We start from the raw sequence: 24,236 nt of genomic DNA, 5'->3' as shown, positions 1-24,236 counted from the left end.
GGGGGCATGCGCATGTCTGAACATGGCCCGGGCCGCTGGCGCGCCCCGCTGATGACCGGCGCGCTGGTGTTGGTCGCCGCCATCGCCGTCTGGTTCATGTGGTTCCACTACGTGCATCAGCTGTGGACCCGGGATGCCCGGGTGCGCGCGGCGGTGATCCAGGTGGCGCCGGACGTCTCCGGGCGCATCACCGCCATGGCGGTGGCGGACAACGGTCGGGTGGCCCCCGGCGATGCGCTGTTTTCGGTGGACCCGGAACGTTACCGGCTGGCGGTGGAAAGGGCGGAGGCGGAGCTGGAGCACCGCCGCCAGGAACTGACCCTGCGCGATGACGAGGCGGCCCGTCGTCAGCGGCTGGGCCGGGCGGTGTCGTCGGAGGAACGGGAGTCCGCCACCCGCTTGGCGGAGGTGGCCCGGGCGGATCTGCACGCCGCCAGGGCCGCGCTCAAGGAGGCACGGCTGAATCTGGAGCGGGCCCGGGTCAGTGCGCCGGCGGGCGGGTTCGTCACCCATTTGCTGGCCCATCAGGGCGACTACGCCCGCGCCGGGGAGCCGGTGCTGAGCCTGGTGGATGGGGACTCGTTCTGGGTGGAGGCTTATTTTCGCGAGACCCAGGTGCACCGGCTGGCAGCCGGGGACCGGGCCAGAGTACGGCTGCTGGGCGCCGACCGGGTGCTGGAGGGCAGGGTGGCCGGCATCGCCCGGGGCATCGCCAACCCCAATGCCACCGCCGGCGCCGATCAGGGCCTGCCGCCGGTATCGCCCACTTTTGAGTGGGTGCGTCTGGCCCAGCGAATCCCGGTGCGCATCGAGCTTGGCGAGGTGCCGGCGGATCTGACGCTGGTGGCGGGTATGACCGCCAGCGTTGCCATAGTTAAGTAGGAGCGGCTTCAGCCGCTCCTACCGTGTTCCGCGGGCGTTTTGGCCGTACGCTCAGGAGAAGGCTTTTTCGCCGGCCTCCAGGGTCTGGAAGATCAGGGTGTTGATGGTCATCGGACCGACACCGCCGGGTACCGGCGTGTAGGCCGCCACGCGGTCGATCAGCGGACCCAGCTCGATGTCGCCGCATTTCCGGGGGTGGAAACCGGCGTCCACCACCACGGCGCCGTCCTTGATCCAGTCCGCCTTGATGAATTCCGGCCGTCCCACGGCGCCCACCACGATGTCCGCCTGGGCCACCAGGCCGGCCAGGTCGCGGGTGCGGCTGTGGCAGATGGTGACCGTGGCATTGGCCTCCAGCAGCATCATCGCCATGGGCTTGCCGAGAATCGCGCTGCGGCCCACTACCACGGCGTGTTTGCCCTCCAGGGGCACCTCATAGTGCTCCAGCAGGCGCATGATGCCCTTGGGTGTGGCGCAGCCGTAGGCCTCCTCGCCCATGGCCATGCGACCAAAGCCCAGGCAGGTGACGCCGTCCACGTCCTTGCCCAGGCTGATGGCGTCGAAACACAGGCGCTCGTCGATCTGAGCCGGCACCGGGTGCTGCAGCAGAATGCCGTGCACGTCCGGGTTGTTGTTGAGCTCGTCGATGCGCGCCAGCAACTGGTCGGTGGTGGTGTCCTCCGGCAGTTCCACGGCCATGGAGTCCATGCCCACGCGGCGACAGGCGTTGCCCTTCATCCTTACATAGGTGGCGGAGGCCGGGTCGGCGCCCACCAGGATGGTGGCGAGAATGGGGGTGCGGCCCCCGGCCTTGGCTTTCAGCGCTTCCACGCGGCCACGCATCTCGTCCTCGAAATGCTGTGCCAACGCCTTGCCGTCCAGAATCTGCGCGCTCATGGGGTCTCTCTGTATGTCGGGTCCAAGGAAGGGGGCGGATTCTCGCATGGGCGCCGGGTCGGGGCAAAGCGCGGCCGAGCTGGCGAATATTCCAGCGAACGATTCACCGTGCGCCGGGGCGTCGTTGACGGTCCCGGGGGGCGCGGGTATTATGCCGCCTCGCTCGACCTGCTCCGCGGGGTGTAGCGCAGCCTGGTAGCGCGCCTGCTTTGGGAGCAGGATGTCGGGGGTTCGAATCCCTCCACCCCGACCAGCCGGCGAAATCGCGGTGGGATCGGTTAAGCGCCTGTAGCTCAATTGGATAGAGCAACGGCCTTCTAAGCCGTAGGTTGCAGGTTCGAGCCCTGCCAGGCGTGCCATCGGCGACCTGGTGGAGGCGGAAAAACGGTTTCAGTGGTGGCTGTAGCTCAGTTGGTAGAGCCCCGGATTGTGACTCCGGTGGTCGTGGGTTCAAATCCCATCAGCCACCCCAACATCGAAGCCTCCGGGTCGCCCCGGAGGCTTTTTTGTAGCCGCCGTTCCGGCCCGTAGGCAGGGGCGCCGGCATTGTCTATAATTCCCGCCCTTTAAAGCATGGCCCCGACCCGGCTGGGTCGGCCGCTGGCCCCAAAAGTCTTTACAAAGAGGATGTTATGCAGGTTTCCGTAGAAACGACTTCAGGTCTGGAACGGCGCGTGACCGTGGGTGTGCCCGCGGAGAAAGTGGATGCCGCCGTGGAGAACAAGCTCCGCGAGGCCCAGAAGAACGTGCGTCTGGATGGCTTCCGCCCCGGCAAGGTGCCGATGCGGGAAGTGAAACGTCGCTTCGGTGCCGCCGTGCGTAACGAGGTGCTCGCCGACGTGATGCGCGAGTCCTTCCTGGAAGCGGTGGAGCAGGAAAAACTGCAGCCGGCCGGCATGCCGGGCTTCGAGGCCACCAAGAACGAAGCCGGCAAGGACCTGGAATTCGTCGCCACCTTCGAGGTGTTCCCGGAAGTGGAACTGGCGCCCTTCGACGCCATCGAGGTGGAGAAGCCGGTGGCCGAGGTCACCGACGCCGATGTCGATGAGATGATCGAGACCCTGCGCGCGCAGCGCGGCGAGTACCAGGAAGTGGACCGTGCCGCCGAGAGTGGCGATCGCGTCAACATCGACTTCAAGGGCCTCAAGGACGGTGAAGCCTTCGAGGGCGGCAGCGCCGAGGGCCATGACCTGGAGCTGGGTTCCGGCCAGATGATCCCCGGTTTCGAGGACGGCATCGTCGGCATGAAGGCCGGCGACGAGAAGGACATCGACGTGACCTTCCCCGAGGACTATCAATCCGAGGAGCTGAAGGGCCAGGCGGTGGTATTCCAGATCAAGTGCAACAAGGTGGAAGCCAAGCAACTGCCGGAAGTGGACGCCGAGTTCATGAAGGCGTTCGGTGTCGAAGACGGCGACATGGACAAGTTCAAGGCGGAAGTGCGCAAGAACATGGAGCGCGAGCTCAACAACGCCGTCTCCGGCAAGATCAAGGAGCAGGTGATGGACGGCCTGGCCGGCCAGCACGAGTTCGACCTGCCGGAGCCGCTGATCGCGCAGGAAGTGGACCGCATGCGCCAGCAGATGGCGCAGCAGTTTGGTGGCGGCCAGCAGTTCGATGCCTCCATGCTGCCCGCGGAGCTGTTCAAGGAGCAGGCGGAGCGTTCCGTGCGCCTGGGCCTGGTGATGCGCGCCATCCTCGACAAGCATGAGCTGCAGGCGGACGCCGAGCGGGTCAAGACCCGGGTGGAAGAGATCGCCTCCCAGTACGAGCAGCCCGAGGAAGTGGTCAATTTCGTCTACAGCAACCCGCAGCAACTGCAACAAATTGAGGGCGCGGTGCTGGAAGACCAGGTCGTGGACCTGGTGCTCGAGTCCGCCAAGGTGGAAGAGAAGAGCCAGTCCTACCAGGAAGCGGTCAAGCCCCGCGACCAGCAGGGCTGAAGCGCCCGCCATCGCCAGGCGCCGGTAAGCGGCGCCCAGCCAAACCTCCGAAAGGCCGAAAAGCCGGCGTTTCGGAGGTTTTTTCGTTCAAATGGGGTGTATTTGCGCAAGTTTTGCGCAGTTGAACCGGATATTGCGCGGCCTTTATGGACGGCCTACTGGGCCCCCCTTACTATCGGGGAGAAAGGCGCGGCGATACCTTGTATCGAGACCGCCTCGCCCCAATACCCGCTGTAGAGCCGGCGAATGGCCGCCACGGGAACCCAGATATAAGGAAGCGCTAGATGATTGATTTGAGCCGGATCACTTCCGTTACTCCGGAAATGAAGACCCTGATGCAGGATCCGACCAACGTGGGCCTGGTGCCCGTGGTGATCGAACAGACCTCCCGGGGCGAGCGTTCCTTCGACATTTATTCCCGACTGCTCAAGGAGCGGGTCATCTTCCTGGTCGGTCAGGTCGAGGACTACATGGCCAACCTGATCGTTGCCCAATTGCTGTTCCTGGAGTCCGAGAACCCGGATAAGGACATCAACCTGTATATCAACAGCCCGGGCGGCTCGGTGACCGCCGGCATGTCGATCTATGACACCCTGCAGTTCGTCAAGCCGGATGTGTCCACCATGTGTATTGGCCAAGCCGCCAGCATGGGCGCCTTCCTGCTGTCCGCCGGCGCCAAGGGCAAGCGGTACGCGCTGCCCAACGCCCGCGTGATGATTCACCAGCCCCTGGGCGGCTTTCAGGGCCAGGCGTCCGATATCGAAATTCACGCCAAGGAGATCCTCAAGATCAAGGGGGATCTCAACCGCATGCTGGCCGAGCACACCGGCCAGCCCCTGGAGGTGATCGAGCGGGATACCGATCGCGATAACTTCATGGATGCCACCCAGGCCAAGGAATACGGTCTGGTCGACGACGTCCTGCGCCGTCGCTGAGGCGCGGCCGATGGGGCGCTCGGGGTGCGCCGGGCTTGAAAAAGCCGGTGTCACCCTGCATCTTCAAACTGAAACATCAGGTTCTGAGGCGATTCGATGACCGATACCACCGGAAAGGGCGACGACGGCAAGCTGCTGTACTGCTCGTTCTGCGGCAAAAGCCAGCATGAAGTCCGCAAGCTGATCGCGGGCCCGTCGGTCTTTATCTGCGACGAGTGCGTGGATCTGTGCAACGACATCATCCGTGAGGAGGTGCAGGAAGAATCCGGCGACAGCGGCGACGAACGTCTGCCCAAGCCGCAGGAGATCAAGACCACCCTGGATGACTACGTGATCGGCCAGGAACGCGCCAAGCGGGTACTGTCCGTGGCGGTCTACAATCACTACAAGCGGTTGGGCACCAAATCGCGCAGCCGCGAGGACGTGGAGCTGGGCAAGAGCAACATCCTGTTGATCGGCCCCACCGGCAGCGGCAAGACGTTGCTCGCCGAGACCCTGGCGCGTTTGCTCAATGTGCCGTTCACCATCGCCGACGCCACCACCCTCACCGAGGCGGGTTACGTGGGCGAGGATGTGGAAAACATTATCCAGAAACTGTTGCAGAAGTGTGATTACGACGTGGACAAGGCCCAGCGCGGCATCGTCTACATCGACGAGATCGACAAGATCTCGCGCAAGTCAGACAACCCCTCCATCACCCGCGACGTGAGCGGGGAGGGCGTGCAACAGGCGCTGCTGAAGCTGATCGAGGGCACCGTGGCCTCGGTGCCGCCCCAGGGCGGCCGCAAGCATCCGCAGCAGGAATTCCTGCAGGTGGACACTTCCAACATTCTGTTCATCTGCGGCGGCGCGTTCGCCGGCCTCGACAAGGTGATCCGGGACCGTTCCGAGAAGGGCGGCATCGGTTTCTCCGCCGAGGTGAAGAGCAAGGACACCGCCCTCACCGTGGGGCAGATGCTGGCCACCGTGGAGCCCGAGGATCTGGTCAAGTACGGCCTGATTCCGGAGTTCATTGGCCGCCTGCCGGTGATCGCCACCCTGGAGGAACTCTCCGAGGACGCGTTGGTTCAGATTCTCACCGAACCGCGCAACGCGCTCACCAAACAATACACACGCCTGTTCGAGATGGAAGGCGTGGAACTGGACTTCCGCGACGACGCCTTGCGCGCCGTGGCCCGCAAGGCCATGGAACGCAAATCCGGCGCCCGTGGGCTGCGCTCGATTCTGGAAGCGGTGCTGCTGGATACCATGTATCAGGTACCGTCCCTGGAAGGCGTGGTCAAGGTGGTGATCGACAGCGCCACCATCGACGGCGAATCGGAACCGTTGCTGATTTACGAGAACAGCGAGCAGACGTCCAGAGTGGCGCCCGATTGAATCGGGCGCCCACAAACCAACGATAGGGGCGATACGTGCTGAAAGAGATTCCTCTGCTGCCACTGCGTGACGTGGTGGTTTACCCCCATATGGTGATCCCGCTGTTCGTGGGCCGGGAAAAATCCATCGCCGCGCTGGAAACGGCCATGGCCAGCGACAAGCAGATCATGCTCGTGGCCCAGCGCAACGCGTCCGACGATGATCCGGGCGAAAGGGACATTTACCGGGTGGGCACGGTGTCCACCATCCTGCAGATGCTGCGCCTCCCTGACGGCACCGTGAAGGTGCTGGTGGAAGGGGGCGGTCGCGGCCATGTCGCCCACGCCCGTTTCGATGACGACGGCGCGGTGGCGGACGTGCGTGAACTGGACGAGGCGATGCCCTCGGAAAGCGAGCAGGAGGCTCTGGCCCGTTCGCTGCTCACCAAATTCGAGGAATACGTCAAGCTGTCCAAGAAGGTGGCGCCGGAGATCATGAATTCGGTGTCCTCCATCGACGAGATCAGCCGCCTGGCCGATACCATTTCCGCGCACCTGCAACTGAAGCTGGAAGAGAAGCAGGACGTGCTGGAAATGGTCGACGTGCGTGAGCGTGTCGAGCATCTGGTGGCGCTGATGGAATCCGACATGGATGTGCTCAAGGTGGAGAAGCGCATCCGTGGCCGGGTCAAGAAACAGATGGAGAAGAGCCAGCGCGAGTACTATCTGAATGAGCAGATGAAGGCGATTCAGAAGGAACTCGGCGACCTGGACGAAAGCGGCAACGAGCTGGAGGATCTTGAGAAGAAGATCGAAAGCGTCGGCATGCCGAAGGAAGCCAAGGAAAAAACCCGCAACGAACTCAACAAGCTGCGCATGATGTCACCGATGTCCGCCGAGGCCACGGTGGTGCGCAGTTACCTGGACTGGATGACCTCGGTGCCGTGGAAGAAGCGCAGCCGGGTTCGCCACGACATCGCCCACGCCAAGAAGATTCTCGATCAGGATCATTACGGGCTGGAGGAAGTAAAGGAGCGCATCCTGGAATTCCTCGCCGTGCAAAGCCGGGTTGGCAAGGTCAAGGGGCCGGTGCTGTGCCTGGTGGGTCCGCCCGGTGTCGGTAAGACGTCCCTGGGGCAATCCGTGGCCCGCGCCACCAATCGCAAGTTCGTGCGCATGGCTCTGGGCGGCGTGCGCGATGAAGCGGAGATTCGCGGCCACCGGCGCACCTACATCGGCTCCTTGCCGGGCAAGGTGATCCAGAAACTGTCCAAGGTAGGCGTACGCAACCCGCTGTTCTTGCTCGATGAAGTCGACAAGATGGGCATGGACATGCGGGGCGACCCGGCGTCGGCCCTGCTGGAAGTACTTGATCCGGAACAGAACCACACCTTCAGCGATCACTACCTGGAAGTGGACTACGACCTGTCCGAGACCCTGTTCGTGTGCACCTCCAACTCCATGAACATTCCGGCGCCGCTGCTGGATCGAATGGAAGTGATTCGTCTGCCCGGTTATACCGAGGACGAGAAGGTCAATATTGCCTCCCAGTATCTGATTCCCAAGCAGATCAAGAGCAACGGCCTGAAAGAGGGCGAAGTGGTGTTCAATGACGACACCCTGCGCCATGTAATCCGACACTACACCCGCGAGGCTGGCGTGCGCGGTCTGGAGCGCGAGATCAGCAAGATCTGCCGTAAGGTGGTGAAGGAGCATCTGCTGGCCAAGGATGACGCTCCGGTGACGCTGGACGAGGAAAAGGTCGAGCATTACCTGGGCGTGCGTCGTTACAGCTACGGCCTCGCCGAGGAAGCGGATCAGGTCGGCCAGGTCACAGGGCTGGCCTGGACCTCCGTGGGTGGCGAGCTGCTGACCATCGAAGGCGTGTCCACGCCGGGCAAGGGCAGGGTGACCACCACCGGTTCCCTGGGCGACGTGATGCAGGAATCCATCCAGGCGGCCTGGACGGTGGTGAAAAGCCGTTCCCGCCATCTGGGCATTCGCCGCCGTCAACTGGAACGGAACGACCTGCACATCCACGTGCCCGAGGGCGCCACGCCGAAGGATGGCCCCAGCGCCGGCATTGGCATGTGCACCGCCATGGTCTCCATGCTCACCGGTATCCCGGTGCGTGCCGACGTGGCCATGACCGGCGAAATCACGCTGCGCGGCCAGGTCCTGGCGATCGGCGGACTCAAGGAAAAACTGCTGGCCGCGCATCGCGGCGGTATCAAAACGGTTCTGATACCGCACGAAAACGAGCGCGACCTCAAGGAAATTCCCGAGAACATCAAGCAAGCTCTCGACATCCGGCCGGTGAAGTGGATCGACCAGGTGCTGGAAGTGGCCCTGACCCACACGCCGACGCCGCTTAGCGATGCGGAAGTGGAGGAGGATCTTGCTCTCGCGGAAGAAAAAGCGCAAAAAGAATCCGAACGGCCGAGCACCCATTGACCCGCGCCCGCGCGGCGTTTCTAATGCGTGCTGCACAACCGATTCGTGATCTTGCGTTACGTTTTTAACGTGTTGATCAACAAGGTTTTTTACCTTTGTTAAAGCTGGTGTGAACGGCCTCTTCCTTTCTTGACGCCCCCTGGGCCCGTTGGTATAAAGGCGGCTTCGTCATAAGGAGAGTGCATCGCGCCTCGACCATAAAACCGGGAAATAGAAAGGGGAATTTTGTGAATAAATCCGAACTGATCGATGCCATCGCCGCGGCCTCCGACATCTCCAAGGCCGATGCAGGGCGCGCGCTTGATGCAACTCTGGACGCCGTCACCGGTGCCCTGAAAAAAGGCGACAGCGTGTCCCTGGTGGGTTTTGGCACTTTCTCCGTGAAGGAGCGTGCCGCGCGGGAAGGTCGTAACCCGCAGACCGGCGAGACCATCAAGATCGCCGCGGCCAAGGTACCTGGTTTCAAAGCCGGTAAAGCACTTAAGGACGCCGTGAACTGAGCCGGTTTCAGGAGCGGTAGTTCAGCTGGTTAGAATACCGGCCTGTCACGCCGGGGGTCGCGGGTTCGAGTCCCGTCCGCTCCGCCAGCCGAATAAGCGTATCCGCAGTGGGTACGCTTTTTTGCTTTCTGGATGCGGGGGCCGGAACCGGACGGAGCGCGGCGGGTCAAAACGCCACGGCCGACATCAACGGCACCGGTTTTCATCGATAAAAAAAGACGATCCCTTGGAGTAAACCATGCAGGAGTTCAGGCGATTTGTCCGCGGCCCCGTGGGCAAGGTTCTGCTCGCCGCCATCATACTTCCCTTCGTTATTTCCGGTTTTTATGGCTATTTTACCGGCGGAGGCAGCGACAGCACGGTCGCGGAAGTGGAAGGCAACAAGATTACCCGGGCGTATGTAAATTCGCGCACCCAGCAGTTGCGCCAGATGCTGCGTCAGCAGAGCCCCAACATCAATGAATCCATGCTGGACTCCTTTATCCGGCCGCAGATGGTGCTGCAGGGCATCGTCAACGAGCAGTTGATGATCAGTGCCGCGCGTAACGCCAACATGGCCTACAGCGACACCCAGGCGGCCCGTGAGATCCGCGATAACCCCGCCTTCGTCGACAACGGCGCCTTTTCCGAAACGCGTTTCGAGCAGATGGTCCGTGCCCAGGGTATGACGCCCCAGGGTTACCTGGACGGGATTCGCCAGGAGCGGATCAGCCAGCAATACCGCGCCGCGTTCGCCGGTACCGACTTCGCGCTGCCCAACGAACTGGCGGAGCAACGCCGGCTGGGTGAGCAGCGCCGCGATATTCGCTATGTGCGTCTGGACCTGGATCAGCTGCGTCGTGACGTGTCGGTGTCCGATGAGGAGGTAAATGCCTTCTACGAGGAGCACCAAGGCGAATTCATGCGTCCCGAGCAACTGCGCGTTCGTTATCTGGAGCTGGCCCCGGATCATTACCGCGATCGCATCGAGATCAGTGATGAGCAGGTCCGTGGCGAGTATCAGGCGCGTAAACAGATGCGCGAAAACGCCTCCACCCGCCGTCAGGTGGCCCATGTGATGATCGCGGTGAACGACGATCGTGACGAGGACGCCGCTCTGGCCCGCGCGCGGGAGGCCCGCCAGGCCCTGGAATCCGGCGACAGCTTCGCCGACGTGGCCGCCGAGTACTCCGACGACGCCGCCACCGCCAACAGCGGTGGTGAGCTGGGTACCGTGGAGCCCGGTGACCTGCCCAAGCCGCTGGACGAGGCGCTGGTAAACTTGTCCGTGGGCGAGGTCTCCGATCCGGTGGTGTCCGACGCCGGGGTTCACCTGCTGAAGGTGGAGAGCGAGCAAAAAGCGGAGATGGCGCCGCTCGCGGAAATGCGCGATCAGATCGTCGCCGATCTGCAACGTGCCCAGGCCCAGTCCATGCTGTCCGAGGATCTGGTCACCCTGGAAGAGCTGATCTATGAGCACGCCAACCTGGAAGTGCCCGCCGAGCAACTGAATCTGCCCCTGGAAACCACTGACTGGGTGTCCCTGCAGAATCTGCCGGCGCCGCTCAATAATGACCAGGTGCGGCAGGCGTTGAACAGCGACGCGGTGCGTGAACAGGGCCACAACAGCGATCTGCTCGACCTGGGCGGCGACCGTTTCGTGGCGGTGCGTCTGCAGGATACCCAGGCCGCGGAACCGTTGCCGCTGGACCAGGTACGCGACGACATCGTCGCCCAGCTGCGCCTTCGCAAGGCCCGCGACCAGGCCGCCAGTCTGGCCGACCAGGCCCGCGCGGCGGCGGAAGACGACGGTGCCGATCTGAACCGGGTGGCCGAGCTGCTCAACGCGGCGGTGGAAGAGGAAAGCGGCCTGCAGCGTGGCGCGGCGGAACCGGACATGGCGGTTACCGACGCGGTCTTCGCCACGCCCCGGCCCGCCGACGGTGACACCAGCGGCATTCGCTTCGTGGATCTGCGCAACGGTGATCTGGTGGCCTTCCAGGTTACCGGCGTGGAAGATGGCGCCGTGGAAGCGTTGCCCGATGAGCAGCAACAACAGGCTTTGCAGGAACTGGCCCGGGTGGAAGGCGAACGTACCTTCCGCCAGGTGATGGGTTTCCTGCGTGATAACCTGGACGTGGAGCTGCATCCCAACCGGCTCGCCGAGGGTGATTCCCAACCGGCCGGGCAGCCGCAGCCCTGACCGGCGCCGCGCCGCACCAAAAAAAAAGCCCGCCAAACGGCGGGCTTTTTTCCATGCGGCATCGCTGGGTGACGGGCTATTCCTCGCCGGGCTCCTCGAAAGGCATGGACACGGTGGCGGCACCGCCGTCCACGTAGGTGATCTCGGCGCTGATGCCGGAGGCCAGGTCCGAGCACAGGAAAGCGGCGGTGTTGCCCACTTCCTCGATGGTCACGTTACGGCGCAGCGGCGCCTTGGCCGCATTGTAGTCCAGCATGCTGCGGAACTTCTTGATGCCGGACGCCGCCAGGGTACGGATCGGGCCGGCGGAGATGCCGTTCACGCGGATGCCTTCCGGGCCCAGGCTGGCGGCCAGATAGCGCACGGAAGCCTCGAGGCTGGCCTTGGCCAGGCCCATGACGTTGTAGTTGGGCACGGTCTGGCGGGAAGCGTGATAGCTGAGGGTGAGCAGGGCGCCGTTGCGGCCCGCCATCATCGGCCGCGCGGCCTGGGCCAGGGCCACGAAACTGTAGGCGGAAATGTCGTGGGCCATGCGGAAGCCTTCCCGGGTGGCCACGTCGGCGAAGTTGCCGTCCAGTTCGTTGGCGGGGGCGAAGCCGACCGCGTGCACCACGCCGTCCAGTCCTTCCCACTGCTTGCCGAGATCGGTGAAGACCTGCTGGATCTGCTCGTCGGAAGTAACGTCACAGGGGAAGCACAGTGCTTCGCTGCTGCCATAGCGCTCGGCGGCTTTCACCACCCGGCTTTTGAGCTTGTCGTTCTGGTAGGTGAAGGCCAGTTCGGCGCCTTCCCGGTGCATGGCCTCGGCGATGCCGGTGGCGATGGAACGGTCGCTGGCGATGCCCACGATCAGGAATCGCTTGCCTGCGAGAAAACCCATGGTTTGTCCTCAAAAAGTCACTCCGGCGCCCAGTATAGGCGATCCTGGGGACCTTAAAAGGCGCTGGAGGGGTTATTGTGCAACGGCTTGTTTCCCGTCGCGGCTGAAGGCGGCGTCGATCAGACGCCGGGTGTAGGCGTCCTCCGGGTTCGCGAAGACCCGGTCGGTGTCGCCATGCTCCACCACCTTGCCATGACGCATCACCAGCAGCCGATGGCTGATGGCGCGCACCACCTTGAGGTCGTGGCTGATGAACACATAGCTGAGCCCGTGGCGGCGCTGCAGCGTCTTGAGCAGCTCCAGCACCTGGGCTTGGACGCTGCGGTCCAGAGCCGAGGTCGGTTCATCCAGAATCAGGAGGTCCGGCTCCAGCACCAGCGCGCGGGCGATGGCGATGCGCTGGCGCTGCCCGCCGGAGAATTCGTGGGGATAGCGGTCGCCGCTATCCGCCGGCAGGCCGACCTCGGCGAGCAGATCGCGGACCCGGGTGGCGCGCTGGCCGGCATCCAGTTCCTTGTGGTGCACGCGCAGGCCTTCCTCCACCGCCTGGGACACGGTCAGGCGTGGGTTGAGGCTGCCGTAGGGGTCCTGGAACACCACCTGCATATGGCGCCGCCAGGGGCGCAGGGCGCGGGCGCCCAGCTCGTGCAGCGGCTGATCCAGCAGAACCACCTTGCCCCGTGCCTGGATCAGGCGTAGCAGGGCCAGCGCCACGGTGGACTTGCCGGAACCGGATTCGCCCACCACGCCCAGGGTCTCGCCACGATGGACCTGAAAGGACACCCCGTCCACCGCGGCCACGGTGTCTCGCCGGCCCAGCCAGCCCCGCCGGCGGCCCGGGAAGTGCACCGCCAGATCGTCGGCGCGCAGCAGCACCGGGGGATCGGCGGGCAGCGGGTCCGGGCGTCCGGCGGGCTCGCTGTCCAGCAGATGGCGGGTGTAGGCGTCGCGAGGATGGTTAAGCACCTGTTCGGTGGCGCCCCGTTCCACGATCCGGCCCCGGTGCATCACCGCCACTTCCTCGGCGAAGCGGCCCACCAGGCCGAGGTCATGGCTGATCAGCAGAATGCTCAGATGTCGCTCGCGCTGCAGCCGCTTGAGCAGATCCAGAATGGTTTCCTGGATGGTGACATCAAGGGCCGTGGTCGGCTCGTCGGCGATCAGCAGTTGTGGGTCGTTGGCCAGGGCCATGGCGATCATCACCCGTTGCCGCTGCCCGCCGCTGAGCTGGTGGGGGTAGCGCGCCAGCATGTCCTCGCTGGCGGGCAGGTCCACCTGGGCAAGCAGCTCCCGGCAACGCCGGCGCACCGCTTCGCGGCCCAGCCTCTGGTGCACGCGGATCGCCTCGCCGATCTGTTTCTCGACCTTGTGCAGTGGATTCAGGGCGGTGAGTGGCTCCTGGAAGATGGTGCCGATGCGGCCGCCGCGCAGCGCCCGGCGGCGCGCCTCTGGCCAGCCCGATACGTCCTCGCCTTCCAGGGCCAGGCTCGCTACCTGGCGGCTGGCGCCAGGGGGCAGCAGGTCGATCAGCGACAGGGCGGTGAGCGACTTGCCGGAGCCGGATTCTCCCACCAGGGCGAGCATGCGGCCGGCCTCGATATCCAGATCCACGCCGTCCACCGCCGGCTTCGACGGGTCATCGAACCAGATGCTCAGATCGCGAACGCTCAGCAGGCTCATGGTGTTTCTCCACGCTCGGCGGCCAGGTACTTGCGTGGATCGAAGGCATCACGCACCGCCTCGCCCACGAACACCAGCAGCGACAGCATCAGCGCCAGGGTGACGAAGGCGCTCAGTCCCAGCCAGGGAGCATGCAGGTTGGCCTTGCCCTGGCCGAGCAGTTCGCCCAGCGACGGCGAGCCCGGCGGCAGCCCGAAGCCGATGAAGTCCAGGGAGGTGAGCATGATCACCGAGGCATTGAGCACGAACGGCAGGTAGGTGAGGGTGGCGACCATGGCATTGGGCAGCATATGCCGGAATAGAATCACCGGCGTGCGCACGCCCAGGGCCTGGGCGGCGCGTACATAATCCAGGTTGCGGGCACGCAGGAATTCCGCGCGCACCAGATCCACCAGCGTCATCCACGAAAACAGCAGCAGGATCAACAGCAGGGTCCAGAAGCCGGGCACCACGAAACTCGAAATAACGATGATCAGATACAGGATCGGCATGCTCGACCACACTTCCACGAAGCGTTGGCCGGCCAGATCCAGCCAGCCGCCGTAGTAGCCCTGCACCGCGCCCACCACGATGCCGATGGCACTGGCGGCGACCGTCAGAATCAGCCCGAACAGCACCGACAGCCGGAAGCCGTGGATCAGCCGCGCCAGCACATCACGGCCCTGGTCGTCGGTGCCCAGCCAGTTCTCCGCCGAGGGGGGCGCCGGCGCCGGCACCTGCAGATCGTAGTTGATGGTGTCGTAGCTGTAGTGGATTGGCGGCCACAGCATCCAGCCGTCGTCGTTGATCAGCTCCGCCACGTAGGGGTCACGGTAATTGGCCTCGGTTTCGAACAGGCCGCCGAAGGTGGTTTCCGGGTAGACATTGAACACCGGCATGTACAGTTCGCCCTGGTAACGCACCAGGATCGGCTTGTCGTTGGCGACGAACTCGGCGCCCAGACTGAGCACGAACAGCACCAGGAACAGGTACAGCGACCACAGCCCGCGACGGTTGCGGCGGAAGGTGTGCCACTGGCGCCGCCAGATTGGACTCAGCTCCATCAGCGAGCCCTCCGCTCGAAATCAATGCGCGGGTCCACCCACATGTAGGTGAGGTCCGACACCAGCTTCAGCAGCATGCCCAGCAGGGTGAAGATGAACAGGGTGCCGAATACCACCGGGTAATCCCGGTTGATCACCGATTCGAAGCCCAGCAGGCCGAGGCCGTCCAGGGAAAAAATGTACTCGATCAGCAGCACACCGGTGAAGAACATGCCCACGAACGCGGCCGGGAAGCCGGCGATGATGATCAGCATGGCGTTGCGGAACACGTGGCCGTAGAGCACCCCTTTCTCGGTGAGCCCCTTGGCCCGGGCGGTCTGCACGTACTGCTTGCCGATCTCGTCCAGGAAGGAGTTCTTGGTGAGCATGGTCAGGGTGGCGAAGTTGCCGATCACGATGGCCAGGGTGGGCAGGGTGATGTGATGGAAGTAGTCCAGCACCTTGCCGAAGGTGGAAAGCTGGTCGAAGTCGTCGGAGGTGAGCCCGCGCAACGGGAACCACTCCAGGTAGGAGCCGCCGGCGAACAACACCACCAGCAGGATGGCGATCAGAAAGCTGGGGATGGCGTAGCCGACCACGATGGCGGTACTGGTCCAGACATCGAAGCGGCTGCCGTCGCGCACCGCCTTGCGGATGCCCAGCGGTATCGCCACAAGATAGGTGATCAGCGTGCTCCACAGCCCCAGGGAAATCGACACCGGCAACCGTTCCGCGATCAGGGTACTGACCGGCCTGTCGCGGTAGTAGGACTCGCCGAAGTCGAACGTCAGGTAGCGCTTGACCATCAGCCAGAAGCGCTCCGGAGCCGGCTTGTCGAAGCCATACAGCTTCTCGATGCGGGCCACCAGCTCCGGTGGCAGCCCCCGCGAGCCCCGATAGCCTCCATCACCGCCGCCGGTGAAATCCGCGGTGGTGCCGGCGAAGCCACCGCCGGTGCCACCGCCACCCAGGCCCTGGAGTTGCGCCAGGGCTTTCTCCACCGGGCCGCCCGGGGCCGCCTGCACGATCACGAAATTCAGCAGCAGAATGCCGAACAGGGTAGGGACGATCAGCGCCAGGCGCTTGAGGATATAGACCAGCATCAGTCGGCGCTTTTATCCCACCAGAGGTCCAGGGCGCCCAGGATGGGCACATAGGGTGGCAGCGGCGCGTGCGCCAACCCGGAACGGTAGGCGAAGCGGTGCTTGGGGGCGTACCAGTTGGGCACCACGTAGAAGCCCCACTGCAAGGCCCGGTCCAGCGCGCGGGTTCGGGTCACCAGTTCCTCGCGGGTCTTGGCCCGGATCACCTTGTCGACCAGGGCGTCCACCGCCGGGTTGCTGACGCCGGCGAAATTGCGGCTGCTTTCCCGCTCGGCGGCTTCGGAACTCCAGAAACCGCGCTGCTCGTTACCCGGCGAGGTGGATTGACCCCAGCCCTGGATCAGCATGTCGAAGTTGTACTGGCGCAGCCGCTGAACGTACTGGGACTGGTCCACCCGCACCACGTCCACGTCGATGCCGAGGGTCTTCAGATTGCGGGCGAACGGCAGCACCACCCGTTCGAAGGCGGGGCGGAACAGCAGGAACTCGAACTTCACCGGTTTGCCGTCCGCGGTATGCAGTTTACCGTCGCGCACCTTGTAGCCGGCCTTCATCAGCAATTGCTGGGCATGGCGAAGGTTCTCCCGGGGCCGGCCGGAACCGTCGGACACCGGTGGCTGGTAGGCCTCGGTGAAGACCCGGGGCGGCAGGTCGTCGCGCAGCGGCTCCAGCAGCGCCAGCTCCTGCTCGTCGGGCAGGCCGGTGGCGGCCAGGTCGGAATTCTGGAAGTAGCTGCGGGTTCGTTGGTACTGACCGTAGAACAGGTTCTTGTTGGACCACTCGAAATCGAAGGCGTAGCCGATCGCCTCGCGCAGTACCGGGTCCTGGAACAGCGGGCGGCGGGTATTGAAGATGAAGCCCTGCATGCCGGCGGGATTGCTGTGTGACACCTCCTCGGTGACCAGGCGACCGCTGTCGAAGGCATCGCCGGTGTAGGCGGTGGCCCAGAGCTTGGAATTGGTTTCCGTGCGCCAGCCATAGTCGCCGCGCTTGAACGCTTCCAACGCCACGGTTTCATCCAGGTAGTATTCGTAGATCACCCGATCGAAGTTGAAGCGACCGCGCATTACCGGCAGGTCCCTGGCCCAGTAATCGTCGCGGCGTTTGTAGACCACCCGCTTGCCGGGTTTGAAACTCTTGATCCGGTAGGGGCCGGAGCCGATCGGCGGCACCAGGGTGGCATCGGCGAAGGTCTTGTCGTCCCAGTAATGCTTGGGCATCACCGGTAACTGGCCGACGATCATCAACAATTCCCGGTTATCGCCGGGCTTGAAGGTGAATTTGACCCTGCGTTCGGACAGCGCCTCGACCTTTTCCACATCGCCATAGTAATAGGCGTAGAAGGGCGCGCCTTCCTCGCGCAGCTGGCGGAAGGTCCAGGCCACGTCCTCGGCGCGTACCGGCTCGCCGTCGGCGAAGCGCGCCTGTGCGCGCAACGTGAAGATCACCCAGGAGCGGTCCTCGGGGTACTCGATCTTTTCCGCCAGCAGGCCGTACTCGCTGAACGGTTCGTCCAGGCTGGGGGCCAGCAGGCTGTCGTACAGGTAGCCCTCCACGCCGCTGGCGGCGGTGCCCTTGGGCAACCAGGGCATGAAATTGTCGAAGCCACCCAGTTCGTGCAGGCGCAGGGTGCCGCCCTTGGGGGCGTTCGGATTGACGTAGTCGAAGTGCTGGAACCCGGGCCCGTATTTGGGCGTGCCGTGCATGGCGATGGCGTGGGCGGTGATCACGTCCGCCCGGGCGGCGCCGGCGAACATGGCCGGCACCAGAAAAAGAAGGGTAAGAAAAGACCGCATGGCGCCTGTCATCGTTATTGTGCACTCCTGAAAAGGACCGGTGGCGTCACCATAGCCCAGGCCGTGTTATTCACCAATACCCGGACTGCGCGCGCCGCCGGAAGTTCAGGGGGCGCTGCGCACGTCCACGTACAGGGTCAGGCGATCACCGGGTTGCAGATAGCGGTTGCCCTGCACGCCGTTGTTCCAGTCGCGGATCTGGCTTACCGACACGTTGAATCGGTCGGCGATGGCGTACAGGGAGTCGCCGCGGCGCACCGAGTAGCGCACCTTGCGGATCATCTCCTGGCGGTCGGCGCCGCTCACCGGGGCCGCCGCGCCGTTCTCGGTCCACACCGCCAGGGTCTGGCCGACGCGCAGCGGATCACCCGGCGCCATGTTGTTCCAGCGCGCCAGGGCGCGCACGCTGACATCGTAGCTGCGCGCCAGGTCCCAGAGGGTATCGCCGCTGGAGACACGGTGATCGACGCGCTGGCGCCCGGCGCGGTCGCGACCCTGCTGCTTGGCCAGCCGGGCGTCGGCGCTGAGTTGGTACTGGTCCGCCGCCGGTTCCGGGATCAGCAGGGTGCGCCCGGCGATGATGGTACTGCCGTGAAGATCGTTGATATCACGCAGCACCGCCGCGGTGGTGCGATGCTGCCGGGCGATACCGCTCAGCGAGTCGCCACGCCGGATGGTGTAGCGCAACCAGCGCATGCGCTGATCGACGGGCAGGGCGGCAAGCCGCTCGCGGAACTCGTCGGCCTGATCCACCGGCACCAGCAGGTCGGTGGGGCCGTCCGGGGCCGTCGCCCAGCGGTTGAAGGCCGGGTTGAGCAGATAGAGCTCCTCGGTGGAGATGCCGGCCATGCTGGCGGCCTGGGCCAGATCGATCTGGCCGCCCACGTCCACGGAGGCGAAATAGGGCTCGTCATCGATCGGGTGCAGGGTCACGCCGTAGCGCTCCGGGTCGCGAACGATTTGCGCCACCGCCAGCAGTTTGGGCACATAGGCGGTGGTTTCCCGGGGTAGATCCAGGCTCCAGAAATCCAGCGGCTTGCCGGCCTCCTCATTATGGCGGCGGGCCCGGGAAACGGTGCCGCCACCGGCGTTATAGGCGGCCAGGGCCAGCAACCAGTCGCCGTCGAACCGGGCCGACAGCTTCTGCAGATAGTCGAGCGCGGCACGGGTGGAGCGCTTGATGTCCCGCCGTCCGTCGTACCACCAGGTCTGATCCAGCCCGAAGTACTTGCCGGTGGAGGGGATGAACTGCCAGGGGCCGGCGGCGCGACCGTGGGAGTAAGCGAAGGGGTCGAAGGCGCTTTCCACCACCGGCAGCATCACCAGCTCGAGAGGCATGTCGCGGGCTTCCGCTTCCTCGACGATGAAATGGAGGTAGCGTTCCGAGCGGGTGGTGACGCGGGTGAAATAGGACGGATGGCGGGCATACCATTCGCGCTGGGCGCGCACCCGGTCATTGTCCATATCCAGATTTAGGCGGTAGCCGGCGCGGATACGATCCCACAAATCCCGGTCGGCGTTGGAGGCGCGATCCGGATTGCGCGGTTCCGGCTCGGCCATGCCATTGGCCAGATCCGGATTGTCCAGAGATGGCTCGGCGGCCGGCATGGGCGGCAGCTCGTCCACGTGCCGCGACGACGGTTGATCCGATGGGGCCGAGCCTGAAGGCATCAGGGCACAGCCACTCCCCATAAGCGCGACCCCCAAGGTCACGCAACCCAGAAGTTTATTCATAACAACAATATACGAATGAAAGCTTAAGTGGATTCTAGGCATCGCCCCAGGGCGGGGCAAGCAAAAAGGCCACCGCCGCGATGCGTTCCCCCGGAAATTCGATGGACATCACAATGCCATATTCGTGCCGGATTTTCCTGTTTCGTGCTTTGCTCAGGCGGAATCCTTCCAGCGTCGCAGGGCGGCGAAGGAGGCCACCGGGGTGTCCGGGCGCTCACCGAAATGGCGTTCGCAGGCCTGGCGCAGGGACGGCTCGGCGGCGCGCAGGAAGGGGTTGGTGCGCTTCTCCTCGCCGACCGTGGAGGGCAGGGTGATGCGGTCCTCCCCGCGCAACTCGCGAACCCGCGCCAGGCGCTCGGCCACGGCCGGGTCCTCCGGTGACACGGTGGCCGCGAACGACAGATTGGCCTGGGTGTACTCATGGGCGCAGAACACCAGGGTCTGTTCCGGCAACCCGGCCAGACGGGTCAGGGAGTGGTGCATTTGCTCCGGGGTGCCCTCGAACAGGCGGCCGCAACCGCCGGCAAACAGGGTATCGCCGCAGAACAGCCAGCCCTGTTCCGGGGCATGGAAGGCGATGTGCCCCAGGGTATGGCCGGGCACGTCCAGGACTTCCAGTTCCAGGTCCGGGGTGGCCAGCCGAACCCGGTCGCCGTCGCGCAGCGGGTGGTCCATTTCCGGGATCGTTTCCCGGGCCGGGCCGTACACCGGAATGTCGCGGTTTTCGCACAGGGCGCTGACGCCACCCACATGGTCCGGGTGGTGATGGGTGATCAGCAGCGCGCTCAGGGTGAGGCCCTCCCGGGCCAGCCAGGCTTCCACCGGGCGCGCGTCGCCCGGGTCCACCACCACGCAGTGGGTGCCGTCGTGGATCGCCCAGATGTAGTTGTCGGAGAAGGCGGGGATCGCCGTAGGGGCTTGCAGCATGACGTGTTACTCTGTGCTTGGGGTGTTCAGATGCTAACAGCCGGCAGGGAGAATGTCAGAAATGCAGCTGCCTCCGCTTTCCCGTTCCCCGTTCCGCCGCCAGCCCGCGGACATGACACGGCGCTTCGATGTCTGGCTGGAGAGTGAAGCCGGCCAGGCGGTGCTCGGTGCCGAACGGGCCATGCTGGCCGACTGGCTGCCCAAGCTGGTGGGCCAGCGCGCGATGGAAATCAGCGGCGGTCGCGGCCGCGACATGCTGGCCGGCATCCGCCTGCCGTGGCGCTGCGCGGTGAACCCGATTCACCTGGGCGGCGGCGCCCCGGATCTCGACCGGTACCTCGGTTGTTACCCCGAGCGTGACGCCGACGGCGCGACCGCGCAGCCGGTGCGCATGGAAGCCTGCCCCCTGGCGCTGCCGGTGGCCAAGAACAGCGTCGACGTGGTGCTGCTGCACCATGGTCTGGAATTCCAGGACAACCCCCACCAGGCGTTGCGCGAGGCGGCCCGCTGCGTGGCGCCGGGCGGCGTGATCGCGGTGTTGGGCTTTCATCCCATCAGCCCCCTGGGGCTGGCCCGCTGGTTGCGGGGCGGCGATGGCCGCCCGGGCTGGAACGGGCGCTACTTCCGACCCTATCGGGTCAGTGACTGGCTGCATGTGCTGGGCTTCGAGGTCGAAGGCCTGGCCGGTGGCTTCTATAATCTGCCGCTGGCCGACCGCGGCCGGGCTCGTCTGCGCTGGCTGGAATGGCTGGGGCGGCGCCTGTGGTGGCGCTTCGGCGGGGTCTATCTGCTGGTGGCGCGCAAGCGGGCGGCGATGATGCGCCCGCTGGCCCCATCCCGGGCGTTCAGCAGGCAGCGCCCCACGGTGGTCTCGGTGCCGGTGGCCCGTTGGCGGCAGGAACGGAATACGGAGTAATCGTTGAAGCAGGTCGAAATATTCACCGACGGCGCTTGCCGGGGAAACCCGGGGCCCGGTGGCTGGGGCGCGGTATTGCGCCACGGCAACAATGAGAAGGAACTGTACGGCGGCGAGCCGCACACCACCAATAACCGCATGGAACTGATGGCGGCGATCCAGGCGCTGGAGGCGCTGCGCGAGGAGTGCGAGGTGCGTCTGACCACGGATTCCCAGTATGTGCGCAAGGGCATCACCGAATGGCTTGCCAACTGGAAGAAGCGCGGCTGGAAGACCGCCGCCAAAAAGCCGGTGGTCAACCAGGACCTGTGGGTGCGCCTGGACCAGGCGGCGGCCCGCCACCGGGTGCGCTGGCACTGGGTCAAGGGACACAGCGGCCACCCGGAGAACGAGCGCGCCGACCAGCTCGCCAACCGCGGCATTGATGAAATGAAGGCACGGGCATGAGACAGATCGTACTGGATACCGAGACCACCGGCCTGGACCCGCAGTCCGGGCACCGCATCATCGAGATCGGCTGCGTGGAGGTGGAAAACCGCCGCCTGACCGGCAACAACCTGCACCTGTACATCAATCCCGAGCGTGACATCGACGAGGGCGCCTTGGAGGTGCACGGCATCACCACCGAGTTCCTGGCCGACAAGCCGACTTTCGATCAGATTGCCCGGGAGTTCATGGATTTCGTGCGTGGCGCCGAGCTGGTGATCCACAACGCGCCCTTCGATGTGGGCTTCCTGGATCACGAACTGCGTCGCCTGGGCCGGGAGTGGGGCACCATCGCCGAGGCCTGCGGGGTACTTGATACCCTGAAACTGGCCCGCGATCTGCACCCGGGCCAGAAGAACAGCCTCGACGCGTTGTGCCGCCGCTACGACGTGGACAACGGCCACCGGGAACTGCACGGTGCTTTGCTGGATGCGGAGATCCTGGCGGACGTTTACCTGGCCATGACTGGTGGCCAGACGCGGCTTTCCCTGGGCGCCGAGGGCGCCGACGAGGGCGCCGGGGTGGCCGAGGCGATCCGCCGTCTGGCCGTGGACCGGCCCCGCCTGACGGTGGTTCGCGCCAGCGATGGCGACGCCGAGCGTCATCGCGCCAAGCTGTCCGCCATTGCCGGCAAGAACGGTCAGCGCACGCTGTGGGAAGAATTGGAAGGCTGAGGTTTAGCCGGAGGGGCTGGAATCGCGACTGAAGTCGCTCCTACCCGCACCGAACCACCTGTAGGAGCGACTTCAGTCGCGATTGCTTAGAGGTTCAATGGTGCGGCGTCGTATCCGCGTCCAGGTTCAGCTCGCTGGACTGGTGGTGCTCAATCCAGCCTTGCTCGTACATGTACTCGGTGGCCGGCTCCAGGGCAATGGCGGTCATCGCCAGACCGGTGAGGCTCATGACGATGGTGTAGGGCAGCGCCATCACCACCATGCGACCGTAGGACAGCCTCACCAGCGGCGCCAGGGCCGAGGTGAGCAGGAACAAAAACGCCGCCTGACCGTTGGGGGTCGCCACCGACGGAATGTTGGTGCCGGTGTTGATGGCCACGGCCAGCAGGTCGAAGGTGTCGCGGTTGATCTCGTTGTTAACCAGCGCCAGGGCTACTTCATCGATGTACACGGAAGCGACGAAAACGTTATCGGATACCGCCGAGAGCACGCCGTTGGCCAGGTAGAAGGCGGAGCCCTGGGCATCCCGCTCCAGGGACAGCACGTACTCGATCACCGGCGCGAACAGTTGTTGGTCGGCGATTACCGCCACCACCGCGAAGAAAACCGTGAGCAGGGCAGTGAAGGGCAGTGCTTCTTCGAAGGCGGCGCCCAGGCGATGTTCCTCGATAATGCCGCAGAAGGCGGTGGCCAGGATGATCACGCTCAGACCCACCAGACCCACCGGCGCCGCGTGGGTGGCCAGGCCCACCACCAGCCAGACGGCGATCAGGCCCTGTACCACCAGGTTCACCTTGTCGCGAGTGGTGCGGCGGCTTTCCTGCTCCAGGGCGGACTGGCGCATGATCGCCTGGACCTTTTCCGGGATCTCCTCGCCGTAGCCGAAACTACCGCTCCATTCCAGGAACAGACAGGTGAGCAGGCCGGAGACCAGTACCGGCAGGCTGATCGGCGCCATGCGCAGGAAAAATTCACCGAACTCCCACTGCGCCTTGGTGGCGATCAGCAGGTTCTGTGGTTCGCCCACCAGGGTGCACACGCCGCCCAGGGCGGTACCCACGGCGGCATGCATCAGCAGGCTGCGCAGGAAAGCGCGGAAGCGGCGCAGATCCTCGCGGTGCAGATCCTCCACGGAGGTGTCGTCGCCGTGGTCGTGTTTTTGCTGGAAATTCTTTCCCGACGCCACCTTGTGGTAGATGCCGTAAAACCCGGTGCACACCGCGATCACCACCGCGGTGACGGTAAGCGCGTCGAGGAACGCGGACAGCACCGCGGCGGCGATGGAGAACAGCAGGCTGAGCATCATCTTGGAGCGCACCCCAAGCAGCAGCCGGGTGAACACGTACAGCAGCAGGTCCTTGAGGAAGAAGATGCCGGCCACCATGAAGATCAGCAGCAGCAGCACCTCAAGGTTGCCCTCCACCTTGTGCAGTACCGTGGTCGGCGAGGTCAGGCCGATCAGCAGCGCCTCGATGGCCAGCAGGCCACCGGGCTGCAGCGGGTAGCATTTAAGCGCCATGGCCAGGGTGAAAATGAACTCCGCCAGCAGCAGCCAGCCGGCGGTGGCCTCCCCCAGAGTCCAGGCCACGATCGGGTTGGCGATCAGAAAGGCGACAATGGTGTATTTGTACCAGGCGGGGGCTTGCCCCAGGAAATTCTGACCGAAGGCACGGCCGAGATGGGCGGACATGGCTCTTCCTGCTTATTTATGAGTTGGCATCGGATGGGCGGCGCAATAATAAGCACTTCCTTTGCCCGGGTACAGGGCAGGGTGCCCGGGCTTTGCTCCGGATCAAGGCGCGGGGCGGTTTCGAGGCTGTGCAGAGGTTAACAATATGCCGAGGAATCAGTTGCTTAGAGTTGAAAGTTG

The 24,236-nt window shown here is 64.6% G+C and carries 19 protein-coding genes and 4 tRNA genes; 14 read left to right on the top strand and 9 right to left on the bottom strand.

From position 1 onward, the window contains the following. Window positions 1-12: 12 nt before the first annotated feature. Window positions 13-882 (top strand): efflux RND transporter periplasmic adaptor subunit, encoded by an 870-nt coding sequence (locus JF515_RS00375; protein ID WP_203099813.1) that lies wholly within the window; start codon window positions 13-15, stop codon window positions 880-882. A 51-nt stretch (window positions 883-933) separates the two neighbouring features. Here the strand turns inward: JF515_RS00375 and folD are convergent, their stop codons facing one another. Next, complete coding sequence (gene folD / locus JF515_RS00370) at window positions 934-1,779, bottom strand: bifunctional methylenetetrahydrofolate dehydrogenase/methenyltetrahydrofolate cyclohydrolase FolD (protein ID WP_203099811.1); 846 nt, start codon at window positions 1,777-1,779, stop codon at window positions 934-936. Window positions 1,780-1,955: 176 nt separating this feature from the next. On the opposite strand from folD, the gene JF515_RS00365 reads away from it, so the two are divergent. The 10 genes from JF515_RS00365 to JF515_RS00320 all read left to right on the top strand — a co-directional run bounded on the left by JF515_RS00365 (window position 1,956) and on the right by JF515_RS00320 (window position 11,148). Then, window positions 1,956-2,032: transfer RNA gene (locus JF515_RS00365), tRNA-Pro, on the top strand. A gap of 29 nt (window positions 2,033-2,061) precedes the next feature. Next, window positions 2,062-2,138 (top strand) — tRNA-Arg (locus tag JF515_RS00360). Between the two features lie 37 nt (window positions 2,139-2,175). Further along, window positions 2,176-2,251 (top strand) — tRNA-His (locus JF515_RS00355). Window positions 2,252-2,411: 160 nt separating this feature from the next. After that, the gene (gene tig / locus JF515_RS00350; RefSeq protein ID WP_203099809.1) at window positions 2,412-3,722 is read left to right on the top strand and encodes a trigger factor; all 1,311 of its coding nucleotides are present in this window, start codon (window positions 2,412-2,414) and stop codon (window positions 3,720-3,722) included. 284 nt (window positions 3,723-4,006) lie between these two features. After that, on the top strand, window positions 4,007-4,657 hold the full coding sequence (gene clpP / locus JF515_RS00345) for an ATP-dependent Clp endopeptidase proteolytic subunit ClpP (RefSeq protein WP_203099808.1): 651 nt from the start codon (window positions 4,007-4,009) through the stop codon (window positions 4,655-4,657). Between the two features lie 96 nt (window positions 4,658-4,753). Beyond that, window positions 4,754-6,034, top strand: coding sequence for an ATP-dependent Clp protease ATP-binding subunit ClpX (gene clpX / locus JF515_RS00340; RefSeq protein ID WP_203099806.1), 1,281 nt, complete (start codon window positions 4,754-4,756; stop codon window positions 6,032-6,034). A 35-nt stretch (window positions 6,035-6,069) separates the two neighbouring features. Beyond that, the gene (lon, locus tag JF515_RS00335) at window positions 6,070-8,466 is read left to right on the top strand and encodes an endopeptidase La (protein ID WP_203099804.1); all 2,397 of its coding nucleotides are present in this window, start codon (window positions 6,070-6,072) and stop codon (window positions 8,464-8,466) included. 227 nt (window positions 8,467-8,693) lie between these two features. Beyond that, the gene (locus tag JF515_RS00330) at window positions 8,694-8,966 is read left to right on the top strand and encodes an HU family DNA-binding protein (RefSeq protein ID WP_161384330.1); all 273 of its coding nucleotides are present in this window, start codon (window positions 8,694-8,696) and stop codon (window positions 8,964-8,966) included. Between the two features lie 10 nt (window positions 8,967-8,976). Continuing rightward, a tRNA-Asp gene (locus JF515_RS00325) sits at window positions 8,977-9,053 on the top strand. Window positions 9,054-9,204: 151 nt separating this feature from the next. Next, a complete protein-coding gene (locus JF515_RS00320) occupies window positions 9,205-11,148 on the top strand; it encodes a SurA N-terminal domain-containing protein (RefSeq protein WP_203099802.1) in 1,944 nt (647 codons plus the stop codon). A gap of 76 nt (window positions 11,149-11,224) precedes the next feature. Here the strand turns inward: JF515_RS00320 and JF515_RS00315 are convergent, their stop codons facing one another. From JF515_RS00315 to gloB, 7 genes are all read right to left on the bottom strand, one after another. Then, window positions 11,225-12,028, bottom strand: a complete 804-nt coding sequence (locus tag JF515_RS00315; RefSeq protein ID WP_203099800.1) for an enoyl-ACP reductase FabI — start codon at window positions 12,026-12,028, stop codon at window positions 11,225-11,227. A 72-nt stretch (window positions 12,029-12,100) separates the two neighbouring features. Next, a complete protein-coding gene (locus JF515_RS00310; RefSeq protein ID WP_203099797.1) occupies window positions 12,101-13,708 on the bottom strand; it encodes an ABC transporter ATP-binding protein in 1,608 nt (535 codons plus the stop codon). Beyond that, window positions 13,705-14,751, bottom strand: a complete 1,047-nt coding sequence (locus tag JF515_RS00305; protein ID WP_203099795.1) for an ABC transporter permease — start codon at window positions 14,749-14,751, stop codon at window positions 13,705-13,707. Before JF515_RS00305 ends, JF515_RS00310 begins: the two co-directional genes overlap by 4 nt. Beyond that, window positions 14,751-15,833, bottom strand: a complete 1,083-nt coding sequence (locus JF515_RS00300; protein WP_203099794.1) for a microcin C ABC transporter permease YejB — start codon at window positions 15,831-15,833, stop codon at window positions 14,751-14,753. The genes JF515_RS00305 and JF515_RS00300 overlap by 1 nt, the downstream gene beginning before the upstream one ends. Then, window positions 15,833-17,629, bottom strand: coding sequence for an extracellular solute-binding protein (locus JF515_RS00295; protein WP_203099792.1), 1,797 nt, complete (start codon window positions 17,627-17,629; stop codon window positions 15,833-15,835). The genes JF515_RS00300 and JF515_RS00295 overlap by 1 nt, the downstream gene beginning before the upstream one ends. 105 nt (window positions 17,630-17,734) lie before the next feature. Then, window positions 17,735-19,300 carry a LysM peptidoglycan-binding domain-containing protein gene (locus JF515_RS00290; RefSeq protein ID WP_238400753.1) on the bottom strand — a complete coding sequence of 522 codons (1,566 nt, stop codon included), beginning with the start codon at window positions 19,298-19,300 and terminating at the stop codon, window positions 17,735-17,737. Window positions 19,301-19,516: 216 nt separating this feature from the next. Next, the gene (gloB, locus tag JF515_RS00285; protein ID WP_203099788.1) at window positions 19,517-20,290 is read right to left on the bottom strand and encodes a hydroxyacylglutathione hydrolase; all 774 of its coding nucleotides are present in this window, start codon (window positions 20,288-20,290) and stop codon (window positions 19,517-19,519) included. A 61-nt stretch (window positions 20,291-20,351) separates the two neighbouring features. On the opposite strand from gloB, the gene JF515_RS00280 reads away from it, so the two are divergent. The 3 genes from JF515_RS00280 to dnaQ are packed head-to-tail and all read left to right on the top strand — an operon-like array spanning window position 20,352 to window position 22,366. Beyond that, window positions 20,352-21,206 carry a methyltransferase domain-containing protein gene (locus JF515_RS00280; protein ID WP_203099786.1) on the top strand — a complete coding sequence of 285 codons (855 nt, stop codon included), beginning with the start codon at window positions 20,352-20,354 and terminating at the stop codon, window positions 21,204-21,206. A 3-nt stretch (window positions 21,207-21,209) separates the two neighbouring features. Next, complete coding sequence (rnhA, locus tag JF515_RS00275) at window positions 21,210-21,653, top strand: ribonuclease HI (RefSeq protein WP_203099784.1); 444 nt, start codon at window positions 21,210-21,212, stop codon at window positions 21,651-21,653. Then, the gene (gene dnaQ, locus JF515_RS00270; protein ID WP_203099782.1) at window positions 21,650-22,366 is read left to right on the top strand and encodes a DNA polymerase III subunit epsilon; all 717 of its coding nucleotides are present in this window, start codon (window positions 21,650-21,652) and stop codon (window positions 22,364-22,366) included. Before rnhA ends, dnaQ begins: the two co-directional genes overlap by 4 nt. Before the next feature lie 94 nt (window positions 22,367-22,460). Here dnaQ and nhaB read toward each other — a convergent pair whose 3' ends face one another. Next, window positions 22,461-24,056 (bottom strand): sodium/proton antiporter NhaB, encoded by a 1,596-nt coding sequence (gene nhaB / locus JF515_RS00265; RefSeq protein WP_203099780.1) that lies wholly within the window; start codon window positions 24,054-24,056, stop codon window positions 22,461-22,463. Window positions 24,057-24,236: the final 180 nt, after the last annotated feature.

The organism is Alloalcanivorax marinus, from assembly GCF_016785095.1.
GTDB classification, from domain to species: domain Bacteria; phylum Pseudomonadota; class Gammaproteobacteria; order Pseudomonadales; family Alcanivoracaceae; genus Alloalcanivorax; species Alloalcanivorax marinus_A.
Note: the sequence above shows the minus strand (reverse complement) of the source record. Positions and strands in the feature narration are given on the sequence as shown.

Coding starts and splice junctions, on each gene's coding strand:
- clpX (WP_203099806.1), top strand. CDS start 4,754: ATGACCGATACCACCGGAAAGGGCGACGACGGCAAGCTGCTGTACTGC.
- JF515_RS00290 (WP_238400753.1), bottom strand. CDS start 19,300: ATGCCTTCAGGCTCGGCCCCATCGGATCAACCGTCGTCGCGGCACGTG.
- tig (WP_203099809.1), top strand. CDS start 2,412: ATGCAGGTTTCCGTAGAAACGACTTCAGGTCTGGAACGGCGCGTGACC.
- JF515_RS00315 (WP_203099800.1), bottom strand. CDS start 12,028: ATGGGTTTTCTCGCAGGCAAGCGATTCCTGATCGTGGGCATCGCCAGC.
- JF515_RS00375 (WP_203099813.1), top strand. CDS start 13: ATGTCTGAACATGGCCCGGGCCGCTGGCGCGCCCCGCTGATGACCGGC.
- JF515_RS00295 (WP_203099792.1), bottom strand. CDS start 17,629: ATGCGGTCTTTTCTTACCCTTCTTTTTCTGGTGCCGGCCATGTTCGCC.
- JF515_RS00310 (WP_203099797.1), bottom strand. CDS start 13,708: ATGAGCCTGCTGAGCGTTCGCGATCTGAGCATCTGGTTCGATGACCCG.
- nhaB (WP_203099780.1), bottom strand. CDS start 24,056: ATGTCCGCCCATCTCGGCCGTGCCTTCGGTCAGAATTTCCTGGGGCAA.
- JF515_RS00280 (WP_203099786.1), top strand. CDS start 20,352: ATGCAGCTGCCTCCGCTTTCCCGTTCCCCGTTCCGCCGCCAGCCCGCG.
- JF515_RS00300 (WP_203099794.1), bottom strand. CDS start 15,833: ATGCTGGTCTATATCCTCAAGCGCCTGGCGCTGATCGTCCCTACCCTG.
- JF515_RS00320 (WP_203099802.1), top strand. CDS start 9,205: ATGCAGGAGTTCAGGCGATTTGTCCGCGGCCCCGTGGGCAAGGTTCTG.
- folD (WP_203099811.1), bottom strand. CDS start 1,779: ATGAGCGCGCAGATTCTGGACGGCAAGGCGTTGGCACAGCATTTCGAG.
- clpP (WP_203099808.1), top strand. CDS start 4,007: ATGATTGATTTGAGCCGGATCACTTCCGTTACTCCGGAAATGAAGACC.
- dnaQ (WP_203099782.1), top strand. CDS start 21,650: ATGAGACAGATCGTACTGGATACCGAGACCACCGGCCTGGACCCGCAG.
- gloB (WP_203099788.1), bottom strand. CDS start 20,290: ATGCTGCAAGCCCCTACGGCGATCCCCGCCTTCTCCGACAACTACATC.
- JF515_RS00305 (WP_203099795.1), bottom strand. CDS start 14,751: ATGGAGCTGAGTCCAATCTGGCGGCGCCAGTGGCACACCTTCCGCCGC.